General features: G+C 66.0%; 20 protein-coding genes. 7 read left to right on the top strand and 13 right to left on the bottom strand.

The window, feature by feature from the left end:
* Positions 1 to 65 precede the first annotated feature (65 nt).
* The 5 genes from GEV02_RS26145 (at position 66) to GEV02_RS26125 (ending at position 3951) form a co-directional block, all read left to right on the top strand.
* Entirely contained in the window at positions 66 to 710 is a 645-nt protein-coding gene (locus GEV02_RS26145) for a response regulator (protein WP_008450985.1), read from the top strand.
* 302 nt (positions 711 to 1012) lie between these two features.
* Positions 1013 to 1810 carry a Crp/Fnr family transcriptional regulator gene (locus GEV02_RS26140; RefSeq protein ID WP_043482248.1) on the top strand — a complete coding sequence of 266 codons (798 nt, stop codon included), beginning with the start codon at positions 1013 to 1015 and terminating at the stop codon, positions 1808 to 1810.
* Between the two features lie 186 nt (positions 1811 to 1996).
* Positions 1997 to 2203, top strand: a complete 207-nt coding sequence (gene hemP / locus GEV02_RS26135; protein WP_152840842.1) for a hemin uptake protein HemP — start codon at positions 1997 to 1999, stop codon at positions 2201 to 2203.
* Positions 2204 to 2309: 106 nt separating this feature from the next.
* Positions 2310 to 2642, top strand: coding sequence for a hypothetical protein (locus tag GEV02_RS26130; RefSeq protein WP_008450988.1), 333 nt, complete (start codon positions 2310 to 2312; stop codon positions 2640 to 2642).
* 10 nt (positions 2643 to 2652) lie between these two features.
* Positions 2653 to 3951, top strand: coding sequence for a DUF2325 domain-containing protein (locus tag GEV02_RS26125; protein WP_152840841.1), 1299 nt, complete (start codon positions 2653 to 2655; stop codon positions 3949 to 3951).
* A 56-nt stretch (positions 3952 to 4007) separates the two neighbouring features.
* Here the strand turns inward: GEV02_RS26125 and GEV02_RS26120 are convergent, their stop codons facing one another.
* The 6 genes from GEV02_RS26120 to GEV02_RS26095 form a co-directional block, all read right to left on the bottom strand.
* Positions 4008 to 6752 carry a TonB-dependent receptor gene (locus GEV02_RS26120; RefSeq protein ID WP_152840840.1) on the bottom strand — a complete coding sequence of 915 codons (2745 nt, stop codon included), beginning with the start codon at positions 6750 to 6752 and terminating at the stop codon, positions 4008 to 4010.
* Between the two features lie 270 nt (positions 6753 to 7022).
* Entirely contained in the window at positions 7023 to 8387 is a 1365-nt protein-coding gene (locus GEV02_RS26115; protein WP_152840839.1) for a sulfite reductase subunit alpha, read from the bottom strand.
* On the bottom strand, positions 8384 to 9394 hold the full coding sequence (locus GEV02_RS26110; protein WP_152840878.1) for an FAD:protein FMN transferase: 1011 nt from the start codon (positions 9392 to 9394) through the stop codon (positions 8384 to 8386). The genes GEV02_RS26115 and GEV02_RS26110 overlap by 4 nt, the downstream gene beginning before the upstream one ends.
* Positions 9395 to 9401: 7 nt before the next feature.
* The gene (locus tag GEV02_RS26105; protein WP_152840838.1) at positions 9402 to 10223 is read right to left on the bottom strand and encodes a DUF4198 domain-containing protein; all 822 of its coding nucleotides are present in this window, start codon (positions 10221 to 10223) and stop codon (positions 9402 to 9404) included.
* 9 nt (positions 10224 to 10232) lie between these two features.
* Positions 10233 to 10748 (bottom strand): DUF2271 domain-containing protein, encoded by a 516-nt coding sequence (locus GEV02_RS26100; protein ID WP_152840837.1) that lies wholly within the window; start codon positions 10746 to 10748, stop codon positions 10233 to 10235.
* 18 nt (positions 10749 to 10766) lie between these two features.
* Positions 10767 to 11414, bottom strand: a complete 648-nt coding sequence (locus GEV02_RS26095) for a PepSY-associated TM helix domain-containing protein (protein WP_235922953.1) — start codon at positions 11412 to 11414, stop codon at positions 10767 to 10769.
* Between the two features lie 166 nt (positions 11415 to 11580).
* Here GEV02_RS26095 and GEV02_RS26090 point away from each other — a divergent pair, with 166 nt between their 5' ends.
* Entirely contained in the window at positions 11581 to 12078 is a 498-nt protein-coding gene (locus GEV02_RS26090; protein WP_152840835.1) for a pyridoxamine 5'-phosphate oxidase family protein, read from the top strand.
* A gap of 41 nt (positions 12079 to 12119) precedes the next feature.
* On the opposite strand, the gene GEV02_RS26085 is transcribed toward GEV02_RS26090, so the two are convergent.
* The 7 genes from GEV02_RS26085 to GEV02_RS26055 all read right to left on the bottom strand — a co-directional run bounded on the left by GEV02_RS26085 (position 12120) and on the right by GEV02_RS26055 (position 19773).
* The gene (locus GEV02_RS26085; RefSeq protein ID WP_152840834.1) at positions 12120 to 12470 is read right to left on the bottom strand and encodes a KGG domain-containing protein; all 351 of its coding nucleotides are present in this window, start codon (positions 12468 to 12470) and stop codon (positions 12120 to 12122) included.
* A gap of 162 nt (positions 12471 to 12632) precedes the next feature.
* Positions 12633 to 13301, bottom strand: coding sequence for a ligase-associated DNA damage response endonuclease PdeM (gene pdeM / locus GEV02_RS26080; protein WP_152840833.1), 669 nt, complete (start codon positions 13299 to 13301; stop codon positions 12633 to 12635).
* A complete protein-coding gene (locus GEV02_RS26075) occupies positions 13298 to 15754 on the bottom strand; it encodes a ligase-associated DNA damage response DEXH box helicase (protein WP_152840832.1) in 2457 nt (818 codons plus the stop codon). The genes pdeM and GEV02_RS26075 overlap by 4 nt, the downstream gene beginning before the upstream one ends.
* A complete protein-coding gene (locus GEV02_RS26070) occupies positions 15751 to 17376 on the bottom strand; it encodes an ATP-dependent DNA ligase (RefSeq protein ID WP_152840831.1) in 1626 nt (541 codons plus the stop codon). The genes GEV02_RS26075 and GEV02_RS26070 overlap by 4 nt, the downstream gene beginning before the upstream one ends.
* Positions 17369 to 18394 carry a ligase-associated DNA damage response exonuclease gene (locus GEV02_RS26065; protein ID WP_152840830.1) on the bottom strand — a complete coding sequence of 342 codons (1026 nt, stop codon included), beginning with the start codon at positions 18392 to 18394 and terminating at the stop codon, positions 17369 to 17371. Before GEV02_RS26065 ends, GEV02_RS26070 begins: the two co-directional genes overlap by 8 nt.
* A 73-nt stretch (positions 18395 to 18467) precedes the next feature.
* The gene (locus GEV02_RS26060) at positions 18468 to 18674 is read right to left on the bottom strand and encodes a hypothetical protein (RefSeq protein WP_152840829.1); all 207 of its coding nucleotides are present in this window, start codon (positions 18672 to 18674) and stop codon (positions 18468 to 18470) included.
* A 145-nt stretch (positions 18675 to 18819) separates the two neighbouring features.
* Positions 18820 to 19773, bottom strand: a complete 954-nt coding sequence (locus GEV02_RS26055; RefSeq protein WP_152840828.1) for an aldo/keto reductase — start codon at positions 19771 to 19773, stop codon at positions 18820 to 18822.
* A gap of 88 nt (positions 19774 to 19861) precedes the next feature.
* Here GEV02_RS26055 and GEV02_RS26050 point away from each other — a divergent pair, with 88 nt between their 5' ends.
* A complete protein-coding gene (locus GEV02_RS26050; RefSeq protein ID WP_152840827.1) occupies positions 19862 to 20743 on the top strand; it encodes a LysR family transcriptional regulator in 882 nt (293 codons plus the stop codon).
* Positions 20744 to 20753: the final 10 nt, after the last annotated feature.

The following is a 20753-nucleotide window of genomic DNA, read 5'->3' as shown; positions in this document are numbered from 1 at the left end:
AGTAAGATCACAAGATTAGCTCAAAAATAATAATACTTACTTTTAATCACTTTTCAAGCACCACTATGATTCGTATTGTCATTGCCGACGACCACACCATCATGCGCGAAGGCCTCAAGCGCATACTCGACGGCGCACCCGACATCGATATCGTAGGCGAGGCCATCGACGGCTTCGAAGTCCTGGGCCATGTGCGCCAGGGCGGTTTCGACCTGCTGCTGCTGGACCTGTCCATGCCCGGCCGCAGCGGGGTCGACCTGATCCGCCAGATCAAGGCGGAAGCGCCCAAGCTCGCCATCCTGATCCTCACCATGCACGAAGAGGAACAGTACGCGGTGCGCGCCATCCGCGCCGGCGCCCAGGGTTACCTGACCAAGGAAAGCGCCGGCACCCAGCTGGTCGGCGCGATCCGCAAGGTGGCCTCCGGCCGCCCCTACATTAGCACCGAGGTGGCCGAGCAACTGGCGCTCAACATCATGATGCCCAACGAAAGCCTGTTGCATAAACAGCTGTCGGACCGCGAATTCGAAGTATTTTCGCTGCTGGTGGCCGGCAAGTCCATCACCGAAATCGCCAACAGCCTGCACCTGAGCGTCAAGACGGTCAGCACCCACAAGACCCGCATCATGCAGAAGATGGGCATGAGTTCGCTCTCGGAGATGGTGCAATATGCCGTGGCTCATCGTTTGTTATCCCCCTTCAAGACCTGATTCCCCCGTCCTTCGTTAGGACAACTCCTACAAGCCTGCGCTGGCTCCTACGCGCATATTCAGCCATTGCTGATATCTATCTCCCCATCGCGTTGGCATACTGAAACCATACGATTCATGCTGCACGGCACCAGACAGGCAGCACGATGCCGTGCGACACCACAACAGGAAACCAAGCAGCGCGGCACAGCCCAGTTCCCGTCCTTTCGAAAAGCAATACCTGTACACAGGAGATCACCATGCTGTCTACGCAAACGTCTGAAATTCGCCCGGCCACCACCGCGACCATGCAGTCCTCGTCGATGGAGGCGGGCCGTCAGCGTCAGGGGCGGCTCTGGTCCAACCTGAAGGAAGTCTGCGACCTGCTGCACATCCCGGCGGCGTGCTCGATCACCACCGAGGAACTGCTGTTCCAGCATGTGCAGTTCAAGACCGGCCAGCGCATCCACACCATCGGCCAGCCCTTCGACACGCTGTACATCGTCAACTCCGGCTTCCTGAAGACGGTGCTGATCGACGAATTCGGCAACGAGCAGGTGCTGAGCTTCCCGATGAAGGGCGACATGCTGGGCGTGGACGGCATCCACACCCGCCACTATTCGTCCGAGGCCGTGGCATTGTCCGACTGCGACCTGATACTGCTGCCGTTCAAAAAGCTGACGGCGCTGGGACGCGTCCACCTGGAACTGGAGAACATGATGTACGGCGTCATGAGCCGCGAGCTGGTGCGTGAGCAAGCGATGATCGGCATGCTGGGCGCGCTGAGCGCCGAGGCGCGCGTGGCGCGCTTCCTGGTGTCGCTGGCCGAGCGCTTCGCCCAGATGGGCTATTCCAGCAAGCTGTTCAACCTGCGCATGACGCGTCATGAGATCGGCAGCTACCTGGGCCTGACACTGGAAACGGTCAGCCGCACGCTGTCGGCCTTCAACGAGATCGGCCTGATCAGCGTCGACCAGCGCACCATCGGCATCAAGGATCCGGAAGCGCTGAAAACCCTGCGCCGCCTGCCGCCGTCGCGCACCCGCGCCAAGCAGCTGGCGGCCGCCAAAACCAAGGGCGGAGACAGCGTCACGCCGGGACAATTACTGGCTGCGCTGTAAGCTCCGTGCGGCCTCGCCGCCTTACCCAGCTTGGGCCCGGTCTCTCCAGCCGGGCCTTTTTTTATGCTCCCTCCGCACCTCCGTCAAATAACCTTTAAATAACGTTGAAATAACCCTTGCATTCCTTCCGCGCTTCTACAATAATGAATGCAAATACGAATCATTCTTATTTAAGGAGCCCAGAAGATGACTACGACCATGCCCGCCACCCCACCCGCCATCACCGCCCACGCCCACGCCGCCACCCTCGCGGCCGCGCCGGCTGTCGTGCCGACCAAGCGCATCACCAGCGCCAGCCTGATGGGCGACGGCCGCGAAGTCGAGATCGAACATTCGGGCCGTATTTACCGTCTGCGCATCACCCAGCTCAACAAGCTGATCCTGACCGCATGACGTACACCGTTCACTGTGCGTGAACCCGGGCGCTTGCCGCGCCCACTCTCCCCTTGAGCAAGCCAGCCATCGCCAGCCAGACTCCCACCGTATCCAGGAGCGTTTGATGGCCATAGACCGTAGCAATCCGATTTTTCTCGCCCCCTCCCACGGCGGGCACAATCCAGAACTGATGCTGTCCGCAGTGCTGCATCTGATGTCGCACTACACGGCCGGCAGCGACGACGCCGGCGGCTGTGTAAAGCTGGCCTCGGTCATCGAACGCCACCTGAAAGCGCTGGCCAGCCTGCCGGACCTGGCGCCGGTGCTCAGCGCCACCTGCCAGCAACTGTCCGAGCAGTGGGCCACCGAGGTGGAGCGCAATATGCACCTGCAGGAAAAGACCAACTTCCTCAGCCGCATCATGGCCCGCGCGCGCACCGCGCCGGCCACCGCCTGAGGAGCGCCCCATGTGCGAGAAACACGATCCGCTGGCGGCCATCATCGCCGCCGCCATGCCGCAGGTGGCCGGCACGCTGGCGCCCGCCGCCGCTGCCCCGCCCCGCCCCGCCGAACAGCAAGTGCTCAAGCCGGTGATCGGCAATGTCATGGACGCGCTGCAGCAGGAAGACACGCACGCCTCGCGCCGCCGTCGGCTGTGGGAGCTGAGCCATGCCTGCCACTGCCCGCTGGTCGGCGTCGGTTTCCCGCTGGGCGTGCTGCGCAAGCTGGTCGACAAAGTCACATCCGGCAAGGTGCTGGCCGACGATTATGAAGTGCACGTCGGCGCCGTCACCGAGTGCGGCAACCGCAACCGCCTGTCGGAGGCGCTGCAAAAGGAACTGGAGCGCCGCTACGCCGCCGTGCTGCTGCGCTTCCGCGCCGCCAAGACCACCGAACAGGTCGCCGCCATGTGGCGCACCGCCGTGGCCAACGGCGACGTCGCCGGCGCCTTCTGGGCCGGCCTGACGCATCCGCGCTGCAACGCCGAGCTGGAAGAACAGATGTGCCGCGACCTGCACATGGTGCAGCACCAGGCCGGCGCCTGCGTGCGCGCCGACATCACCAAATTCAACGCCACGCTGGCCGAGAATGCGCGCCTGACGCATGACCTGGCCAAGGCGCAGCAGCGCAGCGCGGCCCTGCTGGCCGACAAGAGCGGCGACGCCGAACGCCACGCGGCCCAGCTGATGCAGCTGCGCGCGCAATCGGTCGGCAAGGACAGCCTGATCGATTCGCTGAAGGTCGAGCTGGAGCAGTTGCGCGAGTCCATCCCCGGCCTGGAAAGCCGCGCCAAGCTGGCCGAGCGCCTGGGCCAGATGGAAGAACGCGAACGCGCCATGCGCAACCAGATCAACGAGCTCAAGCTCGAACTGGCCAAGCTGCAGACGGCGGCCGAACCGGTGCAGGTGCAGGAAGAGACGCGCCAGATCGTCGAGCACGTCATGAAGATGCCGCTCAGCCTGAACGACCGCGCAGTGCTGTGCGTGGGCGGACGCAGCGGCAACGTCGCCACCTACCGCGAGTTGATCGAGCGCGAAGGCGCACAGTTCGCCCACCACGACGGCGGCCTGGAAGACAACGCCAACCGCCTCGAAGCGAGCCTGGCGGCGGCCGACCTGGTGATCTGCCAGACCGGCTGCATCAGCCACAGCGCTTACTGGCGGGTCAAGGACTACTGCAAGCGCACCGGCAAGCGCTGCGTGTTCATCGACAACCCCAGCATCTCCAGCCTCGCGCGCGGCCTCGAACAAGCCGGCGCAGAATAAAAAAAGCCCTGACCAGAACAACCGGTCAGGGCTTTTTTACTTACAGGCCCAGCAGCTTAGAACGCCATGGTGCCGGTCAGGTAGACCGAGCGGCCCAGCTGGTCCGTGTAGCGCGGGTCAAAGCCGACCTGGTGGCCCGACGAAGCGCGCAGCGACAGCGGCGGCTCGCGGTCCAGCAAGTTCTTCACGCCCATGCGGATCGACGCGGTCTTGCTCAGCGCCAGCTTGCCCTGCCAATCGATCGTCAGGTACGACGGCACCCACAGACGGATGCTCTCGTCCTTGCCGGTGTCGACGTTACGCACGATGGCCTGTGCATCCTGGTAGCCGTTGCGGTAGTTGGCGCTCAGCGTGTTGCTGACCTTGCCGGTATCCAGGGTCAGCGCGGCGCGCACGATGTGGCGGAACGCTACCTTGTTGTCGATGCCGAAGAAGTTCATATCGCTGGTCCAGTCGCCATCGGTGCCCGGACGGGTGTAGTCCGACTTCATCAGGTAGGTGCCGTTCAGGTTGGCGGTCAGCTGACCGAACGAGAACTTCTGGCGGCCAACCATGTCGTAGTCGATACCCTGGTTGTGCGTCTTGCCGATGTTGATCGACAGGCTCTTCATCGCCCAGTAGGTGTTGCCGGTCGACGGTTCGGTGAAGGTGGTGAACAGGTCGCGGAACTTGCCCGGCGCGGCAAAGATCTGCTGCTCGCTGATCGACGACACGGCGTCGCTGATCTTCACATCCCACAGGTCGGCGCCGAACGAGAACGACGCGTTAGGCTCGACGCGGAAACCGATCGAGTACTGCTTGGAGCGCTCGGGCTTCAGGTTCTCGTTACCACCGGACAGCAGGTTGTACTGCACATTGCCTGGACGGCACAGGTCGGTGTTAGGGAATGGGCAAGCGTAGCTGTTCTGGGTCACGCCGGCGCTGACCAGCGGCTGGCCGATGTCCAGCATGCTAGGCGCCTTGAAGCCGGTGCCGTAGGAACCGCGCACCAGCACGGTCTTGACCGGCTGCCAGCGTGCCGACACCTTGTAGGTGCTGGCCGACTGGGTCTCGCCCATCTTGCGGTGAGCCAGCAGGTTGTCGACGCCGGCGATGCTGTCGTAACGGCCGGCCAGGCTCACTTCCAGTTCCTTGGTCACAGGCGCCAGCAGCTCGCCGAACACGCCGTACGACGCGCGCTTCATGTCGTAGGCAGGCTGGGCGGTCAGGTTGTAGATCTTGCCGCCGACAGCGTCAGCCGATGGCGTCTGCTGGTAAGCGTACTCGCGGTAGTCGGCGCCGATACCCAGGTTGGCGGCGCCGCCAGGCAGCGTGAACACTTCACGCGAACCGTGCGCGTCCACGCCCTTGAGCGTGGTCGATGCTTCGCGTACCGAACCGTGGAAGATCGAGTTGGCGATCTGCGCCTTGGTGGCGTCGCTCTGGGCGCCGATCGGTGCGAACGGATTGAAGGCGTTGGTGGCCAACATGTCCTTGAATTCCTTGGTCAGCGCATAGCCGCCCACATAACGCTCGTCGAGCTTGTTGCGCGACCAGGTCAGGCCGGTGCCGAAGCTCCAGGCGCCGATCTCGCCGTCCGCGCCCACCACCAGGTGCTGGGAGTCGGTCACGGTCTGGCTGTTGCGGGTGCCCCAGTCGTAGGTGCGGTAGCTGCCCGACACTTGCTTGACGTTGGCGGCCTGCTCAGGAGTCAGGTAAGGCAGCACGTAGGTGTTGTAGCGGTCCGAACCCGGCGTGATGGTGAACGGCGCGATGTTCTGGGCGATGCGCGCGGTCAGGTCCAGGCGCGACAGGGCCACTTCGGCGAACACGGTGATGTCGTCGCTGGCCTTGTACTGGGCTTTGGAGAAGAAGCTGTCACGCTTGTTCTGCGGCGAGATTTCCACGGCCGGGGTCGAGTCGAACGAGCAGTTGCGGGTATCGGCCGTGTTGTTCAGGCTCAGATAGGTCTGCTGCGGGCAGCTGCCGTTCTTCATCAGGTAAGGGCTGAAGCCGATCGGCGCCATGCCGTTGCCGAAGGTGACGCCGACGTTGGCCGGTGCCGCCGCAGGGCTGGTGCGGTCGTAGATGTAGTTGTGGCCGTTGTAGTTGAACGGGATGTACGAGGTCGACGCGAACGAACGGTCGGTCGCCTTGACCGGGCTCTGTTCGTCATGGCGGTAGGTCGCCAGGATGTTGAAGCGGTCTTCCTGCAGATCGCCGAAGCCATAGGTCAGGTTGGTGTTGTACGACTGGCCTGGACGGCCGGCGGTCGGCTGCGACCAGGTGGCGTCGACGGTGCCGCCCTGGGCGTTTTTCTTCAGGATGAAGTTGATGACGCCGGCGATCGCGTCCGAACCGTACAGGGCGGAGGCGCCGTCGGTCAGGATCTCGACGCGCTCAACCGCGCTCATCGGGATGGAGTTCAGGTTGATGGTGCTGCCCGAGCCGGTCGGCGCGATGCGGCGGCCGTCCAGCAGGACCAGGGTGTAGCTCTCGCCGATGTTGTGGATCGAGGCCGAGACGATACCGCCCGAGTTCGAACCAGCGGCGGTGGCGGCGATGCTGAAACCCTGCATAGCCGGCAGCGACTGGATCAGGTCGGCAACGGTGGTGGCGCCGGTCTTGGCGATTTGTTCCTGCGACAGGCGCTGCACAGGCAGTGCACCTTCAACGGCGATACGCTTGATGCTCGAACCGGTGATTTCAACTTTCTGGATAGCCTCGTCTGCAAAGGCCTGGCCAGCGATCAGTACCGTGCCGGTCAGCACGCTCAGGGCGATGCGCACGGAGCGTACGCCGATTTTTTCTTGCAATACCATTCAAACTCCCGAATAAAAACATAGAAATCGAGGGCAATACCATCAACATTGCTCTTCGATAACAGAATTATCGGGGCTGGGCCTACAATTTGATACATTATTGAAGCAAATAAAGCACAAACCTCACAAGTTCGAAATTTACGCCAAATTACAAAATTTAATTTCAATATGCGGAAATTTTATAATGGATAAAACGTAGTATTTTAATACGATCAGAACATATGAATTTGCACCGCATTGGTGCGTTGTAATAAAACATCAATAAAGGCATCAATAAACATCGCGCCGGTAGCGGCCGACCACGGCCAGCTGGTCCAGCGCATCGCGGCCCAGCGCGGCGGCCAGCGCGGCGTCGACGCCGGCCGCCATGCCGTCCAGGCTGCCGCAAACATAGATGGCGGCGCCGGCCGCAACCCAGGCGCGCACCTCGTCCGCCTGCTCGGCCAGCCGGTCCTGCACGTAGCGGCGCTGCGGCTGGTCGCGCGAGAACACCATGTCCAGATTTTCCAGCTTGCCGTGCAGCTGCCAGGTCGCCAGTTCTTCGCGATAGTGGTAGTCGTGGGCCTCGTTGCGCTCGCCGAACAGCAGCCAGTTGCGCGCCCTGCCCGCCGCCGCGCGCGCCTTCAGATGGCCGCGCAGGCCGGCGATGCCGCTGCCGTTGCCGATCAGGATCAGCGGCCGTTGCAGATTGTCTTCCAGCCGGAAACGGCGGTGCTGGCGCAGCCGCAGCTGCACCGTCTGGCCGATCCCGGCCTGCTGCGTCAGCCAGCCCGAGGCGGCGCCGTGGCTGCCGTCGGCATGCGTATGCAGGCGCACCAGCAGGTGCACGCGGCCGTCGGCCGGTATCGAAGCGATCGAGTATTCACGGGCGCGCTCGGGATCGGACGGCGCGGCGGCCTGCACCAGGTCGCCCGATTCCCAGGCCGGCAGCACGCCGTCCTGCGGTTCCAGTTCCAGGTGGTAGACCGGCGCGCCGGCGCTGCCGGGATTGAGCAGCACGCGCGCGGCCAGGCGCCACGGCGCGAAGGCCGGCGCGCCCCAGTCCGGCGCATCGCTGGTGCCGGCCAGATGGCTGAGCTGCTGGCGCCAGGCGCCAATGGCCTCAGCCGAGCTGCGGTTCACTTCGACGCGGGGGAACAGGCTTTGCGCGCCCTGCTCCTGCAACCAGGCATCCAGTGCGCGGCCGAAGCCGCAGAACTGGGCGTAGGCGCGGTCGCCCAGCGCCAGCACGGCGTAATGCAATTGCGGCAGCGCCAGGCCCTTGGTCATCAAGCGGCCTGCAAAGGCGGCGGCGCCGTCGGGCGCGTCGCCCTCGCCGTAGGTGCTGACCAGGAACAGGATGCGCTCGGCGCGTTGCAGATCCTCGGCCTGCAACGCCGACAGTTCGCTCAACTGCGCCGGGATGCCGGCCAGCCGCAGCGTCGCCAGCGTTTGTTCGGCCAGCTCTTCAGCGTTGCCGGTCTGGCTGGCGTAGGCGACGATCCAGCCTGGGTTCGCGGCCGCCTCGGCCTTGGCGCGCTGCGCGGCCAGGTGCTTGCGGCGCGTGCGCAGATACGGCGCCAGGCAGACCAGCGCATAGCTCATCGCCAGGCTGGCTACCAGCATCAATCGGGTGGGGTCGTTGGTCCAGATCATTCGTCGAGCATGCTGCGTAAATGGGTACTCATGTGTTCGGTAAAGCCGCCGTCGCGATGGCGGGCGACAAAGCGCGCCGCCAGGCCTTGTTGTTCGGCCAGGCGCAGGCCGTGCTCGCAACCCAGCACCGTCAAGGCGGTGGACCAGGCGTCGGCGGCCATGCATTGTGGATGGACCACGGTGACGGAGGCGAGATCGTTGGCGATCGGCATGCCGTTGCGCGGGTCGATGGTGTGGGAATAGCGCTGTCCATTCAGCTGGAAGTAGCGGCGGTAGTCGCCCGAGGTCGCTACCGACAGGCCGTGCAGGGCAAGCACGAGTTCATCCAGCTGCGCACCGTCCACCTGCTCCAGCGCCACCCACCACGGCTGGCCGTCGGGCTTGACGCCAGCGCCGCGCAGCTCGCCGCCGACTTCGACCAGGTAGTGCGCATAACCCTGCGACTTCAAAAAATACGCGAGACGGTCGACGCTGTAGCCCTTGGCCACCGCCGACAAATCCAGCTGCACGCCGCCCGGCTGCAAGGCGCGGCGGCCGTCGCGTTCCAGCACCACCGGATGCGCGGCCAGCGCAGCGCGCACGGCGGCGATCTGCGCGTCGGCGGGCGGCACGAAATCAGGCTGGTCGAACCTGCCGTGCGGGCCGAAGCCCCACAGGTTCACCAGTTCGCCGGCGCAGGGATCGTAGGCGCCGCCCGAAGCACGGGACACCTCCATCGCAAACGCCAGCACATCGAAAAACGCCGGCGGCAGCTGATGCCAGCTGCCCGCTCCGGCGCGGTTGAAACGGCCCAGATCGGAGTCCTGTTCCCAGTGGCTCATCTCGGCCACCACGGCGTCCAGCTGCTGCTGCAGACCTTGCTGCAACTGGGCGCAGGCGTCGTCCGGCGCGGCCACCAGCCGCACCGACCAGCTGGTGCCCATGCTGCGGCCGCCGAAATCGCGGATCACGCCACCGGCGGGCGCCGGCTCGTCGGAGACCACATGCGGCAACAGGACACGACGCATCACCAACTTACTGCGGCAGGATTTCTACCGTCGCCGCGTAGGTCACGCGACGTGGCGCCATCTGCGGCGGCTGGCCCGGCACCTGCGGCGCGGCGGCCGGCCAGGCGCTGCTGACCAGGTACATGCCCGCTGCCGGCAGCTCGAACGTCGCTTCGCCGTTGGCGTCGGTGTTCTTGCGGATCTCGCCCAGCGTGCCGCGATAGCGCACGCCGCCCGGAATCAGGCTGAAGCCCTGGTTGGCCGCAGGCTTGCCGTCCAACAGGAAGCGCCAGGTGGCCTTCTCGCCCGCACGCATATCGTTCGGATGCGTCACCGGCACCAGCTCCAGGCCGACGCCGGTCGGCTTGAACACCGCCATGTCCGGCGTGCCGGTCGAGACGAAAGTCTCCAGGCGGCCTTGCGTGCGCGTCAGCTTGACCTCGGTGGCGTCGGCCGGCACATCCTTGGCCAGCGATTCCTCGGTGCCGCGGAAGCGCTTCATCTCGCCGGCCTTGTCCTTGTAGCTGCCCATCACGCTCTGCGACACCAGCGCGATGCGGTAAGTACCCGGCTTCGGCAGCTTGACGTCGAAGGTGTTGCGCAGCTTGCCGTTGCCGACGTTTTCCATGGCCAGCTTGCCGCCGTCCGGGCCGGTGATGACGATGCCGTCCAGCTTGAGCGGCTGGTGGTCGATATCGAACAAGCCTTCGGAAATGGCGGCGTCCACGGTCACCCAGGCTTCCTTGCCTTCGACGATGGTCGACGACGGCAGCAGCCACGGCTTGTGCGCCTGCGCGCTCAGGGACAGGCCGGCCAGCGCCAAGGCGATAAACGATTTATACAGTTTCATGGACAGGCCTTAAGGTTTGAGTTGGACTACCACGGCGCCCAGCTCTTCCTTGCCCTGGCCGCTCACGTTCTGCGCCGACTTCGGCGGCCATTGCAGCGGCACCTTGACCGCTTCGCGGCCACCGGCTTCGCGCGCGGCTTCCACCACCAGCGTGTACTGGCCGGCCGGCAGCTTGTCCAGCGCGGCTTTCGCGCCCGGGAAGCTCAGCGACTGTTCGCCCGGCGCCTTGGTTGCGCCGCTGACGCCGTCCATCGGCATCTCCAGGTCGCGGCCGCTCTTGCGCCACCACTGACGGATGTCCTTGAGCCACTTGGTACCGGCGTTGTCCTTCTTCTTGGTGTCATACAGCACGGCCAGATTGGCCACTACTTTTTGATCGGCGTTTTCCAGCCAGGCCGCGATGTAGGGACGGTGATACTCCGCCACGTTCAGTTGCGGCACTTCGAGTTTGAGGGCCAGATCGGCGCCCATGGCCGAGGCGCTGGCCAGAGGCAGGCTGAGTGCGATGGAATAGCGTAGTTTCATGGAGTACCTGTCGTGAGATTAATGAATGAACAGCAGTGCGATGACAAAAGGAATCAGGACGCCCAGGCCCACCATCGGCCAGGTGAACGGGCGGTTGGCCGCGTGGAATTTCAGGATCAACAGGCCGGTGATGCAGAACACCAGGCAGGCGCCGGCGAAGATGTCGATGAACCAGTTCCAGGCCGTGCCGGTGTTGCGGCCCTTGTGCACGTCGTTGAGCCAGGAGACCCAGCCGCGGTCGGTGTTTTCGAATTCGGCCGCGCCGTCTTCCAGCGCGATGCGCACCCAGGCGTCGCCGCCGGCCTTGGGCAGCGGCAGATAGACTTCATCGGCGGCCCACTCGGCGGCGCGGCCGCCGGCCTGCACCTTCCACGTGGCGAGCAGCCATTGCTCGGCGGCGGCCGGCAGCGGCTGCTTGGCGCCGTCGTGCTCGGCGGCGTAGGCGCGCAGCTGCGCCGTCAGCGCGGCCGGCACGGTGGCCTGCTGGCGCACGACGGCCGGCTTGGCCTCGATCTGCGACGAGTGGTTCAGGGTGATGCCGGTGATGCTGAACAAGAACATGCCCATCAGGCACATCGCCGAACTGACCCAGTGCCATTGGTGCAGATGCTTGAGCCAAACGGCACGGCTGGCGTTGCGGGCGGAGGCTGCGGCTTGGGCGCTCAAGGGCTTTCCTTCAATGGGATAAATGTAGATGATAATGATTATCATTTGCGAAGTCAATCGCCATCGTGTATCGGCAATGTAAAGCTGGGTTAAGTTACGCACGGTGAGCGTGGCGCACGCGGGGTAAGCTGGGGCAAACCGTCCACGACCATCATGGAGGCGCATTATGCCGCTCTATACTCAGGAACAAATCAACACCCTCGCCGCCAAGATCAAGGATGTACGCTTCGGCATGTTCACCACGGCCGGCGAAGACGAGAAGATCAGCAGCCGCCCGCTGACCGCGCAGCAGATCGACAACGAAGGCAATATCTGGTTTTTCACGTCGGACGATGCCGACTTCGCGGACGACCTGGAGCGCCATCCCGGCGTCAACGTCAGCTTTTCCAATCCGGCAGAGAGCGTCTACCTGTCGGTGGCCGGCCAGGCTTACCTGCTGAAGGACAGGGCCAAGGCGCGCGAGTTATGGAACCCGGCGGTGCGCAGCTGGTTCCCCGGCGGGCTGGACGATCCGCACCTGGCGCTGATCCGGGTGCGCATCCAGAGCGCCGAGTACTGGGATGCCGGCGCCGGCAAGATGAAGCAGCTATTCCAGCTGGCCCGCGCCGTCCTCAGCGGCCGTACCCCATCGCAGATGGGCCGCCACACCACGATCTGCCTGTAAAAAAAAAGGGGGCGGATCAACCGCCCCCGGAGTGCTATCGCTTAAGGTTTGGAACGGCTGGAACCGCTGCGGCCGCTACGGCTGTTGTCATCCTCATCCTCGTCGCTGCCGCCCTTGCCGCCGCCGCCTTGCGATGCGCTGCCACCGGTGCTGCCCTGGCTGCTGCGGGCATCGTTCTTGTGGCTCATGCTGCCGGCGCGGCGCGCTTCTTCGGATGTGAATTCGTGCGCCGTGCCTTTCTCGTGAGCGGCGCGGCCGCCTTCGGCCGCGATCTCACGTTGCTGTGCCGGGTCCATCGAAGCGAAACCGCGCTTGCTGGTGTCCTTCTGCTGACTGCCGGATTTGTCGCCCTGCTTGCTGCCTTGGTCGCTGCCCTGATTGGAAGTGGCCATGATTGCCTCCTGTGGTTACCTACCGCTGACTGATCCTGCTTGCTGCACAGGAGCAGTCATCGTAGTGCACGACCCAACCGCACAATATAGGACGCGGACAGACAGCCATGTAGGAGCATTCCGGGTACCGGTTGTATGCCTAACCGAATGTCTCTTACGATTTCACGCCGGCACTTCGAACACCGCGTCCCCGGTGGTGACGAACAGCCGCTCGCCGGGCTCGGGGACCACCGCGTGGCCGCCGGTGAAGGCACCGAACGACGGCAGCACCGCCCGCGTCTCGCTCAGCAGGAAGCAAGGCAGCATCAGCGATTCCCAGCCATGGCGCAGCCGGTACAGCGGATGCACGTGGCCGGCCAGCACATAGGCCGGCACCAGCACGTCGGGATGATGGCAGAACGCGAACGGCGACACGGCGTGCGGCTCGTCGACCATGTCGATTTGCAGCGAGGCCGGCGGATCGCCGGCATGCGCATCGTGATTGCCGCGCACCACCACCATCCGCAGCTGCGGATGGCGCCAGCGCCACTCGCGCATGGCCGCCAGCGTGGCCGCCGCGTGCGCGGCCCTGGCATGCATGAAATCGCCGAGAAACAGAATCTGGTCGACCTCGTACTGCCCGATCAGCACATCGAGCGCGCCGGTGTTGGCGGCGGTGGTGCCGCCCGGCACGGGCACGCCCAGCGCGCGGAACGAGGCCGCCTTGCCGAAATGGATGTCGGCCACCACCAGCATTTTCTCGCGCGGCCAGTACAGCGCCTTCTGCGCCAGCAGCATCACCAGTTCGCCCGCCAGCCAGGCCGGCGCCGCGGTCGACATCAAGGCGCTCATGGCCCGGCCGCCTTTTCCAGTTCGCGCACCATGCGGGCCACGCGGTCCGACAGTTTTTCGGTGCTGAGTTTTTCGCGGAAGCGCTCCACCATCAGCGCGAAGCCGAACGGCGTGGCGCGCTTGACCGTGTGGAAGCTGACGCGGCGCGCCTGCAGCTCCAGCAGGGTCGCGCGCAGCCGGCCCAGCTCCAGCTCCTGCTCCAGCACTTCGCGCTGCGCCTGCGTCAGCAGCAGATTGCCCGCGTCGTGCTGGCTGAACACCGAAAAGAAAAGCGACGACGACGCCTGCAATTGCCGCGCGCTTTTCGGCTGGCCGGGATAGCCCTGGAACACCAGCCCGGCGATGCGGGCGATCTCGCGGAAGCGTCGCCGCGACAGCTCGGCCGCGTTCAGGCTGGCCAGCACGTCCTCCAGCAAACCGCCGGTGCCGAACAGCGCGACGTCGGCGCCATGCGCGCCGGCCAGCAGTGCCGGCCAGTCCAGCGGCTGCGGCGCCAGCAGCTCCAGGCCGTAGTCGTTGACGGCGATGGAAAACGTCGCCGGCGTCAGCCTGCCCACGCGCCACGCCAGCAGCGAGGCCAGGCCGATATGCACCGAACGTCCGGCGAACGGGAACATGAACAGGTGGCAGCCTTCACGGCTTTGCATGGTCTCGATGACGGTGGTGTCGGGCGTCGGCAGCGCCGACCAGCGCCGCTGGATCGCCAGCAGTGGCTGCAAGGCCTGCATCTCCGGGCCGAGGCGCAGATCGGCCTCGCCGGCCAGCGCGGCAAGGCGCAGCTGCTCCAGCGCCGCATGCGCCAGCTCGGACGACAGCGGCATCTTGCCGCCCTGCCAGCGCGGCACCGCGCCTTTGGCGCCGGTGGCGCGGCGCACGTAGGCCGTCATCTCGTGCAGGCGGACGAATTCCAGGATGCGTCCCGCGAACAGGAAGTGATCGCCCTTGCGCAGCCGCGAAATGAAACCCTCCTCCACGCTGCCCAGCCGCCCGCCGCTCAGGTACTTGACCTGCAGTGACGCCTCCGACACGATGGTGCCGATGCCCATGCGGTGGCGCCGCCCGAGCGCGACGTCCGGCACGCGGTAGACGCCCTCCTCATCCGGCAGCACGCGGCGGTATTCCGGATAGACGGCCAGCGTCTGCCCGCCGCGCGCCACGAAGTCCAGCGCCCATTGCCATTCGTCGCGCGTCAGGTCGCGATACGACCAGGCGCTGCGCACCTCCGCGTACAGGGCATCGGAACGGAAGCCGCCGCCCAGCGCGATCGTCACCAGATGCTGCACCAGCACGTCGAGCGGCTTGTCCGGCACCGGCCGCGCTTCGATGTCGCGCGCGGCCACCGCCTGCTTCGCGCCGGCAGCCTCCAGCAGCTCCATGCTTTGCGTCGGCACCAGCGTCAGTCGCGAGACGCGGCCCGGCGCGTGGCCGCTGCGGCCGGCCCGCTGCAGCAGCCGCGCGATGCCCTTGGCGCTGCCGATCTGCAGCACCCGCTCCACCGGCAGGAAGTCCACGCCCAGATCCAGGCTGGAAGTGCAGACCACCGCCTTCAGCTGCCCCTGCTTCAAACCCTGTTCCACCCAGTCGCGCACCTCTTTGTCGAGCGAACCGTGATGCAGCGCGATCAGGCCCGCCCAGTCGGGACGCGCATCGAGCATGTGCTGATACCACAGCTCCGCCTGCGAACGCGTGTTGGTGAACACCAGCGTGGTGGCGTGCATCTCGATTTCCGCGATCACCGGCGCCAGCATCTGGATGCCGAGATGCCCGCCCCAGGGAAAACGCGAAGGATGCTCGGGGATCAGCGTATCGACCACGATCTCCTTGGCGACATGGCCTTCGACAACCACGCCGTCCGGCATCAGCGCTTCCCGCGCTCGCGCCAGATTGCCCAGCGTGGCCGACAGGCCCCACACCAGCAGCCGCGGATTCCAGTGCCGCAGGCGCGCCAGCGCGAGCTGCGTCTGCACGCCGCGCTTGTTCCCCATCAGCTCATGCCATTCGTCGATGACGATCATGTCCAGCTGCGCGAACTGGGCCGGCGCCTCCGCCCTGCTGAGCATCAGGGTCAGGCTTTCCGGCGTCGTGATCAGGGTCTCGGGCAGGCGCTTGTTCTGCCGCGCGCGCTGGGCCGAACCGGTGTCGCCGGTGCGCGATTCGATCTGCCAGTGCGGCGCCAGCTCGGCGGCCGACTGCTGCAGGGCGCGCAGGGTGTCGGCGGCCAGCGCGCGCATCGGCGTAATCCACAGCACGCGCAGGCCGGCCTTGGCGCGCGCCGCCGCTGCCGCGCGCTGCAAGGCCGCAAACCAGACAGCATAGGTCTTGCCCGCGCCGGTGCTGGCATGCAGCAGGCCTGAACGACCGGCGCCGGCGGCGGCCCAGACTTCGCGCTGGAACGGGAACACGCTCCAGCCGCGCGCGGCAAACCAGTCCTCGGTCTGCCGCATGGCGCTCATGATGCGAGCAGCGTTTTCAGCGCAGCCAGCGTGTCGGCTTCCTCGACGGACTTGTCCTCGCGCCGCCGCAGGATGCGCGGGAAACGCACGGCGATGCCGGACTTGTGGCGCGGCGAACTGGCGATGCCTTCGAAGCCGATCTCGAACACCATGCTCGGCGTGACGCTGCGCACCGGGCCGAATTTCTCGATCGTGGTCTTGCGGATGGCGCGGTCCACCTGCGCGATCTCGGCGTCGCTCAGGCCCGAGTAGGCTTTGGCGAAGGGCACCAGCTTGCGCTCGCCATCGTCGTCATCCCACACGGCGAAGGTGTAGTCGGTGTACAGCGCGGCGCGCCGTCCATGGCCGCTCTGCGCGTAGATCAGCACCGCATCGACGCTGTATGGATCGATCTTCCATTTCCACCAGGTGCCGCCGCTCTTGGTGCGGCCCACGCCGTACTGCGCATCGCGGGCTTTGAGCATCATGCCTTCGACGCCGCGCTCGCGCGACTCCCCGCGTATCCGCGCCAGCTGCTCCCAGCTGTCGGCCACGATCACTGGCGCCAGCCGCAGCTGCGGCGTGCCGGGCTGGCGGCCGATGAACTGCTCCAGCATGCGGCGGCGTTCGGACTGCGGCAGTGGGCGCAGGTCGCGCCCCTCATACTCAAGCAGGTCGTAGGCCAGCATCACGGCCGGCAGTTCGCCCAGCAGCCGCGCCGACACCTGCTTGCGGCCCATGCGCTTCTGCAGGTCGGCAAACGGCGCCGGCGCGGCGCCGCCGTGCCAGACCAGGATCTCGCCGTCGAGCACCACGCCGTCCGGCAGGCGCAAGGCGGCCAGTTCGGGGAAGCGTTCGGTGATCAAGTCTTCGCCGCGCGACCACAGCCAGTTCTGCCCGCCACGGCTGACCAGTTGCGCGCGCATGCCGTCGTACTTCCATTCGACCTGCCAGTCCGACAGCTCGCCCAGCGTGGCCGGCTCGCGCTCCAGCGGATTGGCCAAAAAGAAGGGATAGGGCTGGCCGCCGCGCTGCGCCGTGTCGTCCTCGCTGTGGGCGGCGATCAGTTGCAGGAAGCCGGCCGGTGTCGGGCTGACGCTGCCGTCGGTCCAGCCCATCAGGCGCTGCGCCAGCACCTTGCTGTCGACGCCGGCGACTGCGCTCAGCGCGCGCGTCACCAGCAGGCGCGAGACGCCGACGCGGAAGCCGCCGCCGATCAGCTTGGTCAGCAGGAAGCGTTCGCGCGCATCGAGCTGGTCCCAGAACAGGAACAGCGCGGCGCGTATCGCTTCCGGCGCGGTGCCGCGCAGGGGCGCGATCGCCAGCTCGATCCAGTCGGCCAGGCCGATCTCGCTCTGGTGCCTGGGCGGCGGCAGGATGTGGGCGATGGTCTCGGCCAGGTCGCCGACGACGTGGTAGCACTCGTCGAACAGCCACTCGTCCAGGCCGGAGTATTCGATGGCGCACTGGCGCAGCAGCTTGGTCGGCACGGCCTGGCGCGGCTTGCCGCCGGCCAGGAAATACACGGCCCAGGCGGCGTCGGCCGGCGCGGCGCTGGCGAAGTAGCCCTGCAGCGCGGCCAGCTTGCGGCTGGTGGAAGTGGTTTCGTCCAGTTCGGCGTACAGGCGGGCGAATTCACGCATCGGCCCCTCCTTCCGGCGCGGCCGGCGCATCGTCGACCTCGTCGTCGCCATATTCGGTATCGAAGCCGCTGGCCTGCAAACCCTGTTGCTGCAACCAGCGCACCAGCACGGCGATCGAACCGTGCGTGACGATCACGCGCTGCGCGCCGGTGGCGGTGATGGCCTGCATCAGTCCGGGCCAGTCGGCGTGGTCGGACAGGACGAAGCCACGATCGACGCCGCGCCGGCGGCGCGCGCCGCGCAACTGCATCCAGCCGCTGGCGAAGGCGTCGCTGAAATCGCCGAAGCGCTTGATCCAGGGCGAGCCGGCCGCCGACGGCGGCGCGATGACGAGGGCGCGGCCGATGGCGTCCTTGGCCACCTCGCCCACCATCACGGTCGGCGGCAGCTGCACGCCGCCGTCGCGGTAGACCTGGTTGAGCGCCTGCACGGCGCCGTGGCAGATGATGGGGCCGATGGACGGGTCCAGTCCGCTGAGGATGCGCTGCGCCTTGCCGAAGCTGTAGCACTGCATGACGCTGGCGCGGCCCAGGTCGGCGTTGGCGCGCCACCAGTCGTTGATGTCGGCAAACACTTCGCGCTCCGGCTGCCAGCGGTAGACCGGCAGGCCGAACGTGGATTCGGTAATAAAAGTATCGCAGGGCACCGGTTCGAACGGGGTACAGGTGGCGTCCGCCTCGACCTTGTAGTCGCCCGACGCCACCCATACCTCGCCGTGGTGCTCCATGCGCACCTGTGCCGAGCCCAGCACGTGGCCGGCCGGATGCAGCGAGACCGTCACGCCGTTGTGGGTGACGCGTTCGCCGTAAGCGAGCCCATCCACATTGATCGGGCCGAGCCGCGCCCGCATGACGTTCACGCCCGGCGCGGCCGCCAGATAGTGCTGATGGCCGCCGCGGGCATGGTCGCCATGGGCGTGCGTGATGACGGCGCGCTCCACCGGGCGCCAGGGATCGATGTAAAACCCGCCTGGAACGCAGTACAGGCCTTCCTTGCGCACTACCACCATATCGGACATGGCTTGCTTTCAAAATTCGATGTCCGATATTAGCGCCTCCCGGCAAGCCTATCTGTCAGCCAACGCACCCAGCTCAGACAGTATCGATATATTCGGTCATGAATCCTATATTGTCGTTAACGTTCTGATTGATGACGACGTGCTCCTCGCCCACCATCAGCAGGGCGTCGATATACGACGACACCCTTGGCGGCCCGTATGGCACAGTTTTTTCTTCCCTGGACAGTGCTCCCTGCTTTCCCTGACGCGGTAGGACGGCGTTCTTTTTTCTGGTTGACATAGGTAATCCGTTTTCTCTGTTCAACAAATCGCTGGACGGGCGAACCGCAGCGCACCGCCTCCAGAGTATCGCGGGCGGCGCGCGCACGCCATCGGAGGCTGCCTACAACTATCGTAGGAGTGTCACGGAAAACGGCTAGGAGTCGTTAAGAGTTGAGTCCCTTCATGCCTTCGAGCGGATAGCGTTCGCCGGCGGCGATGCCGGGCGGCAGCGCAGCGCCGATGCGCGCCAGTTCCTCGCCGCTCAGCTGCACGCGCAGCGCGCCCAGGTTCTCCAGCAGATACGGGATGCGCTTGGTGCCGGGGATGGGCACGATGTCGTCGCCCTGCGCCAGCAGCCAGGCCAGCGCCAGCTGGGCCGGCGTGCAGCCCTTGCCGGCGGCGATCTCGCGCACGATGTCGACGATGCGCTGGTTGGCGGCCAGGTTGTCCCCGGCGAAGCGCGGGCTGAACTTGCGGAAATCGCCCTCCTCCAGCGGCATCACCTTGCCCGTCAGGAAGCCGCGGCCCAGCGGGCTGTAGGCGCAGAACACGGCGCCCACTTCGCGGCAGGCGTCCAGCACGCCGTCCTCCGGGTCGCGCGTCCACAGCGAGTACTCGCTTTGCACGGCCGCCACCGGATGCACGGCGGCGGCGCGGCGCAAGGTGGCGGGCGATACTTCGCACAGGCCGATGCTGCCGATCTTGCCTTCGCGGACCAGTTGCGCCAGCGCCTCCATCGAGGATTCCAGCGGCGTCTCCGCCAGGTTCAAACGGTGCATATAGTATAAATCGATATGCTCGACATGCAGCCGCCGCAGCGACGCTTCGCACGCCTCGCGGATATAGGCCGGCGAGTTGTCGATGCGGCGCTCGTAGTTGCCGGCCTTGCGCACCAGGCCGAACTTGGTGGCCAGCGTGACATGCTCGCGCTTGCCGCGCAGGAAGCGGCCCAGCAGCTCTTCGTTGTGGCCGGCGCCGTAGGAATCGGCCGTGTCGTACAGCGTGACGCCGGCCTCGTAAGCCGCTTCCAGCGTCGCCAGCGATTGCGCGTCGTCGGTGGCGCCGTAGAACTCCGACATGCCCATGCAGCCCAAACCAATGCCCGATAATTTTTTCATGCTGACCTCCTTGTTTGTCGATGCAGGCGAGTCTAGCCAGCATGGACGGCGCGCGGAATGTGCAAAATCGTGATACCTTTTCGGTATCATGAGAAAACTCGACACCCACGCACTGGAGATCTTCGTCGCCGTCGCCCAGTGCCTGAACTTCCGCCAGGCCGCCGAGCAGCTGCACATGACGCAACCGCCGCTGAGCCGCGCCGTGCAGCTGCTGGAGGAACGCCTCGGCGTGCGCCTGTTCGAGCGCGACACCCAGCACGTCGCGCTGACGCCTGCCGCCACCGAACTGCTGCCGCGCGCGCTGCGCATCCTGGCGCTGCTGGAGCAGGCCGAACAGGCGCTGCAGATGCGCCAGCCCGCCACGCGGCTGCGGCTGGGCATGACATCGTCGATGGAGTCCGACCTGTTCCGCGCCTTCACCGACGGCGTGACGGCTTCAATGGACGGCGCCGCGCTGGACACCGTGTTCGACGCCTCGCCGCGCCTGGTGGCCCGCCTGCGCGCGCGACGGCTGGACGCGGCCATCATCGCGCTGCCGACCAAGACCTTCGACCTGCCCGTGCTCCAGCTGGGCAAGCAGCCGACGCTGGTCGCGCTGGCCAGCCGCCATCCGCTGGCCAAGCGCCGCAGCCTGTCGCTGGCCGACCTGCAAGACCAGCCGGTGTACTGGTTCGAGCGCGCGCGCCAGCCGGCCTTCTTCGACCACAGCCACGCCGTGTTCCGCCGCCACGGCTTCGCGCCGCGCTTCCTGCTGGAGCCGCACGACCATCATGTGCTGCTCAGCGATGTGGCGGCCGGCAAGGGCATGGCGCTGCTGCCGGCCTCGTTCGCGGCGATCAGCCGCAGCGGCGTGTCCTACCGCAAGCTGAAGGAAGGCGACGAACTGGCGGCCGGCCTGGGCCTGATCGTCGCCGACGGCCATCCCGCCGCCGCCCTGCTGCGGCGCCTGGCCAGCGAGACGCTGGGCTGATCCGCAGCGG

The sequence above is a fragment of the Rugamonas aquatica genome, from assembly GCF_009380215.1.
GTDB classification, from domain to species: Bacteria; Pseudomonadota; Gammaproteobacteria; order Burkholderiales; family Burkholderiaceae_D; genus Rugamonas; species Rugamonas aquatica_B.
This window is presented reverse-complemented; position numbering and strand designations above follow the sequence as displayed.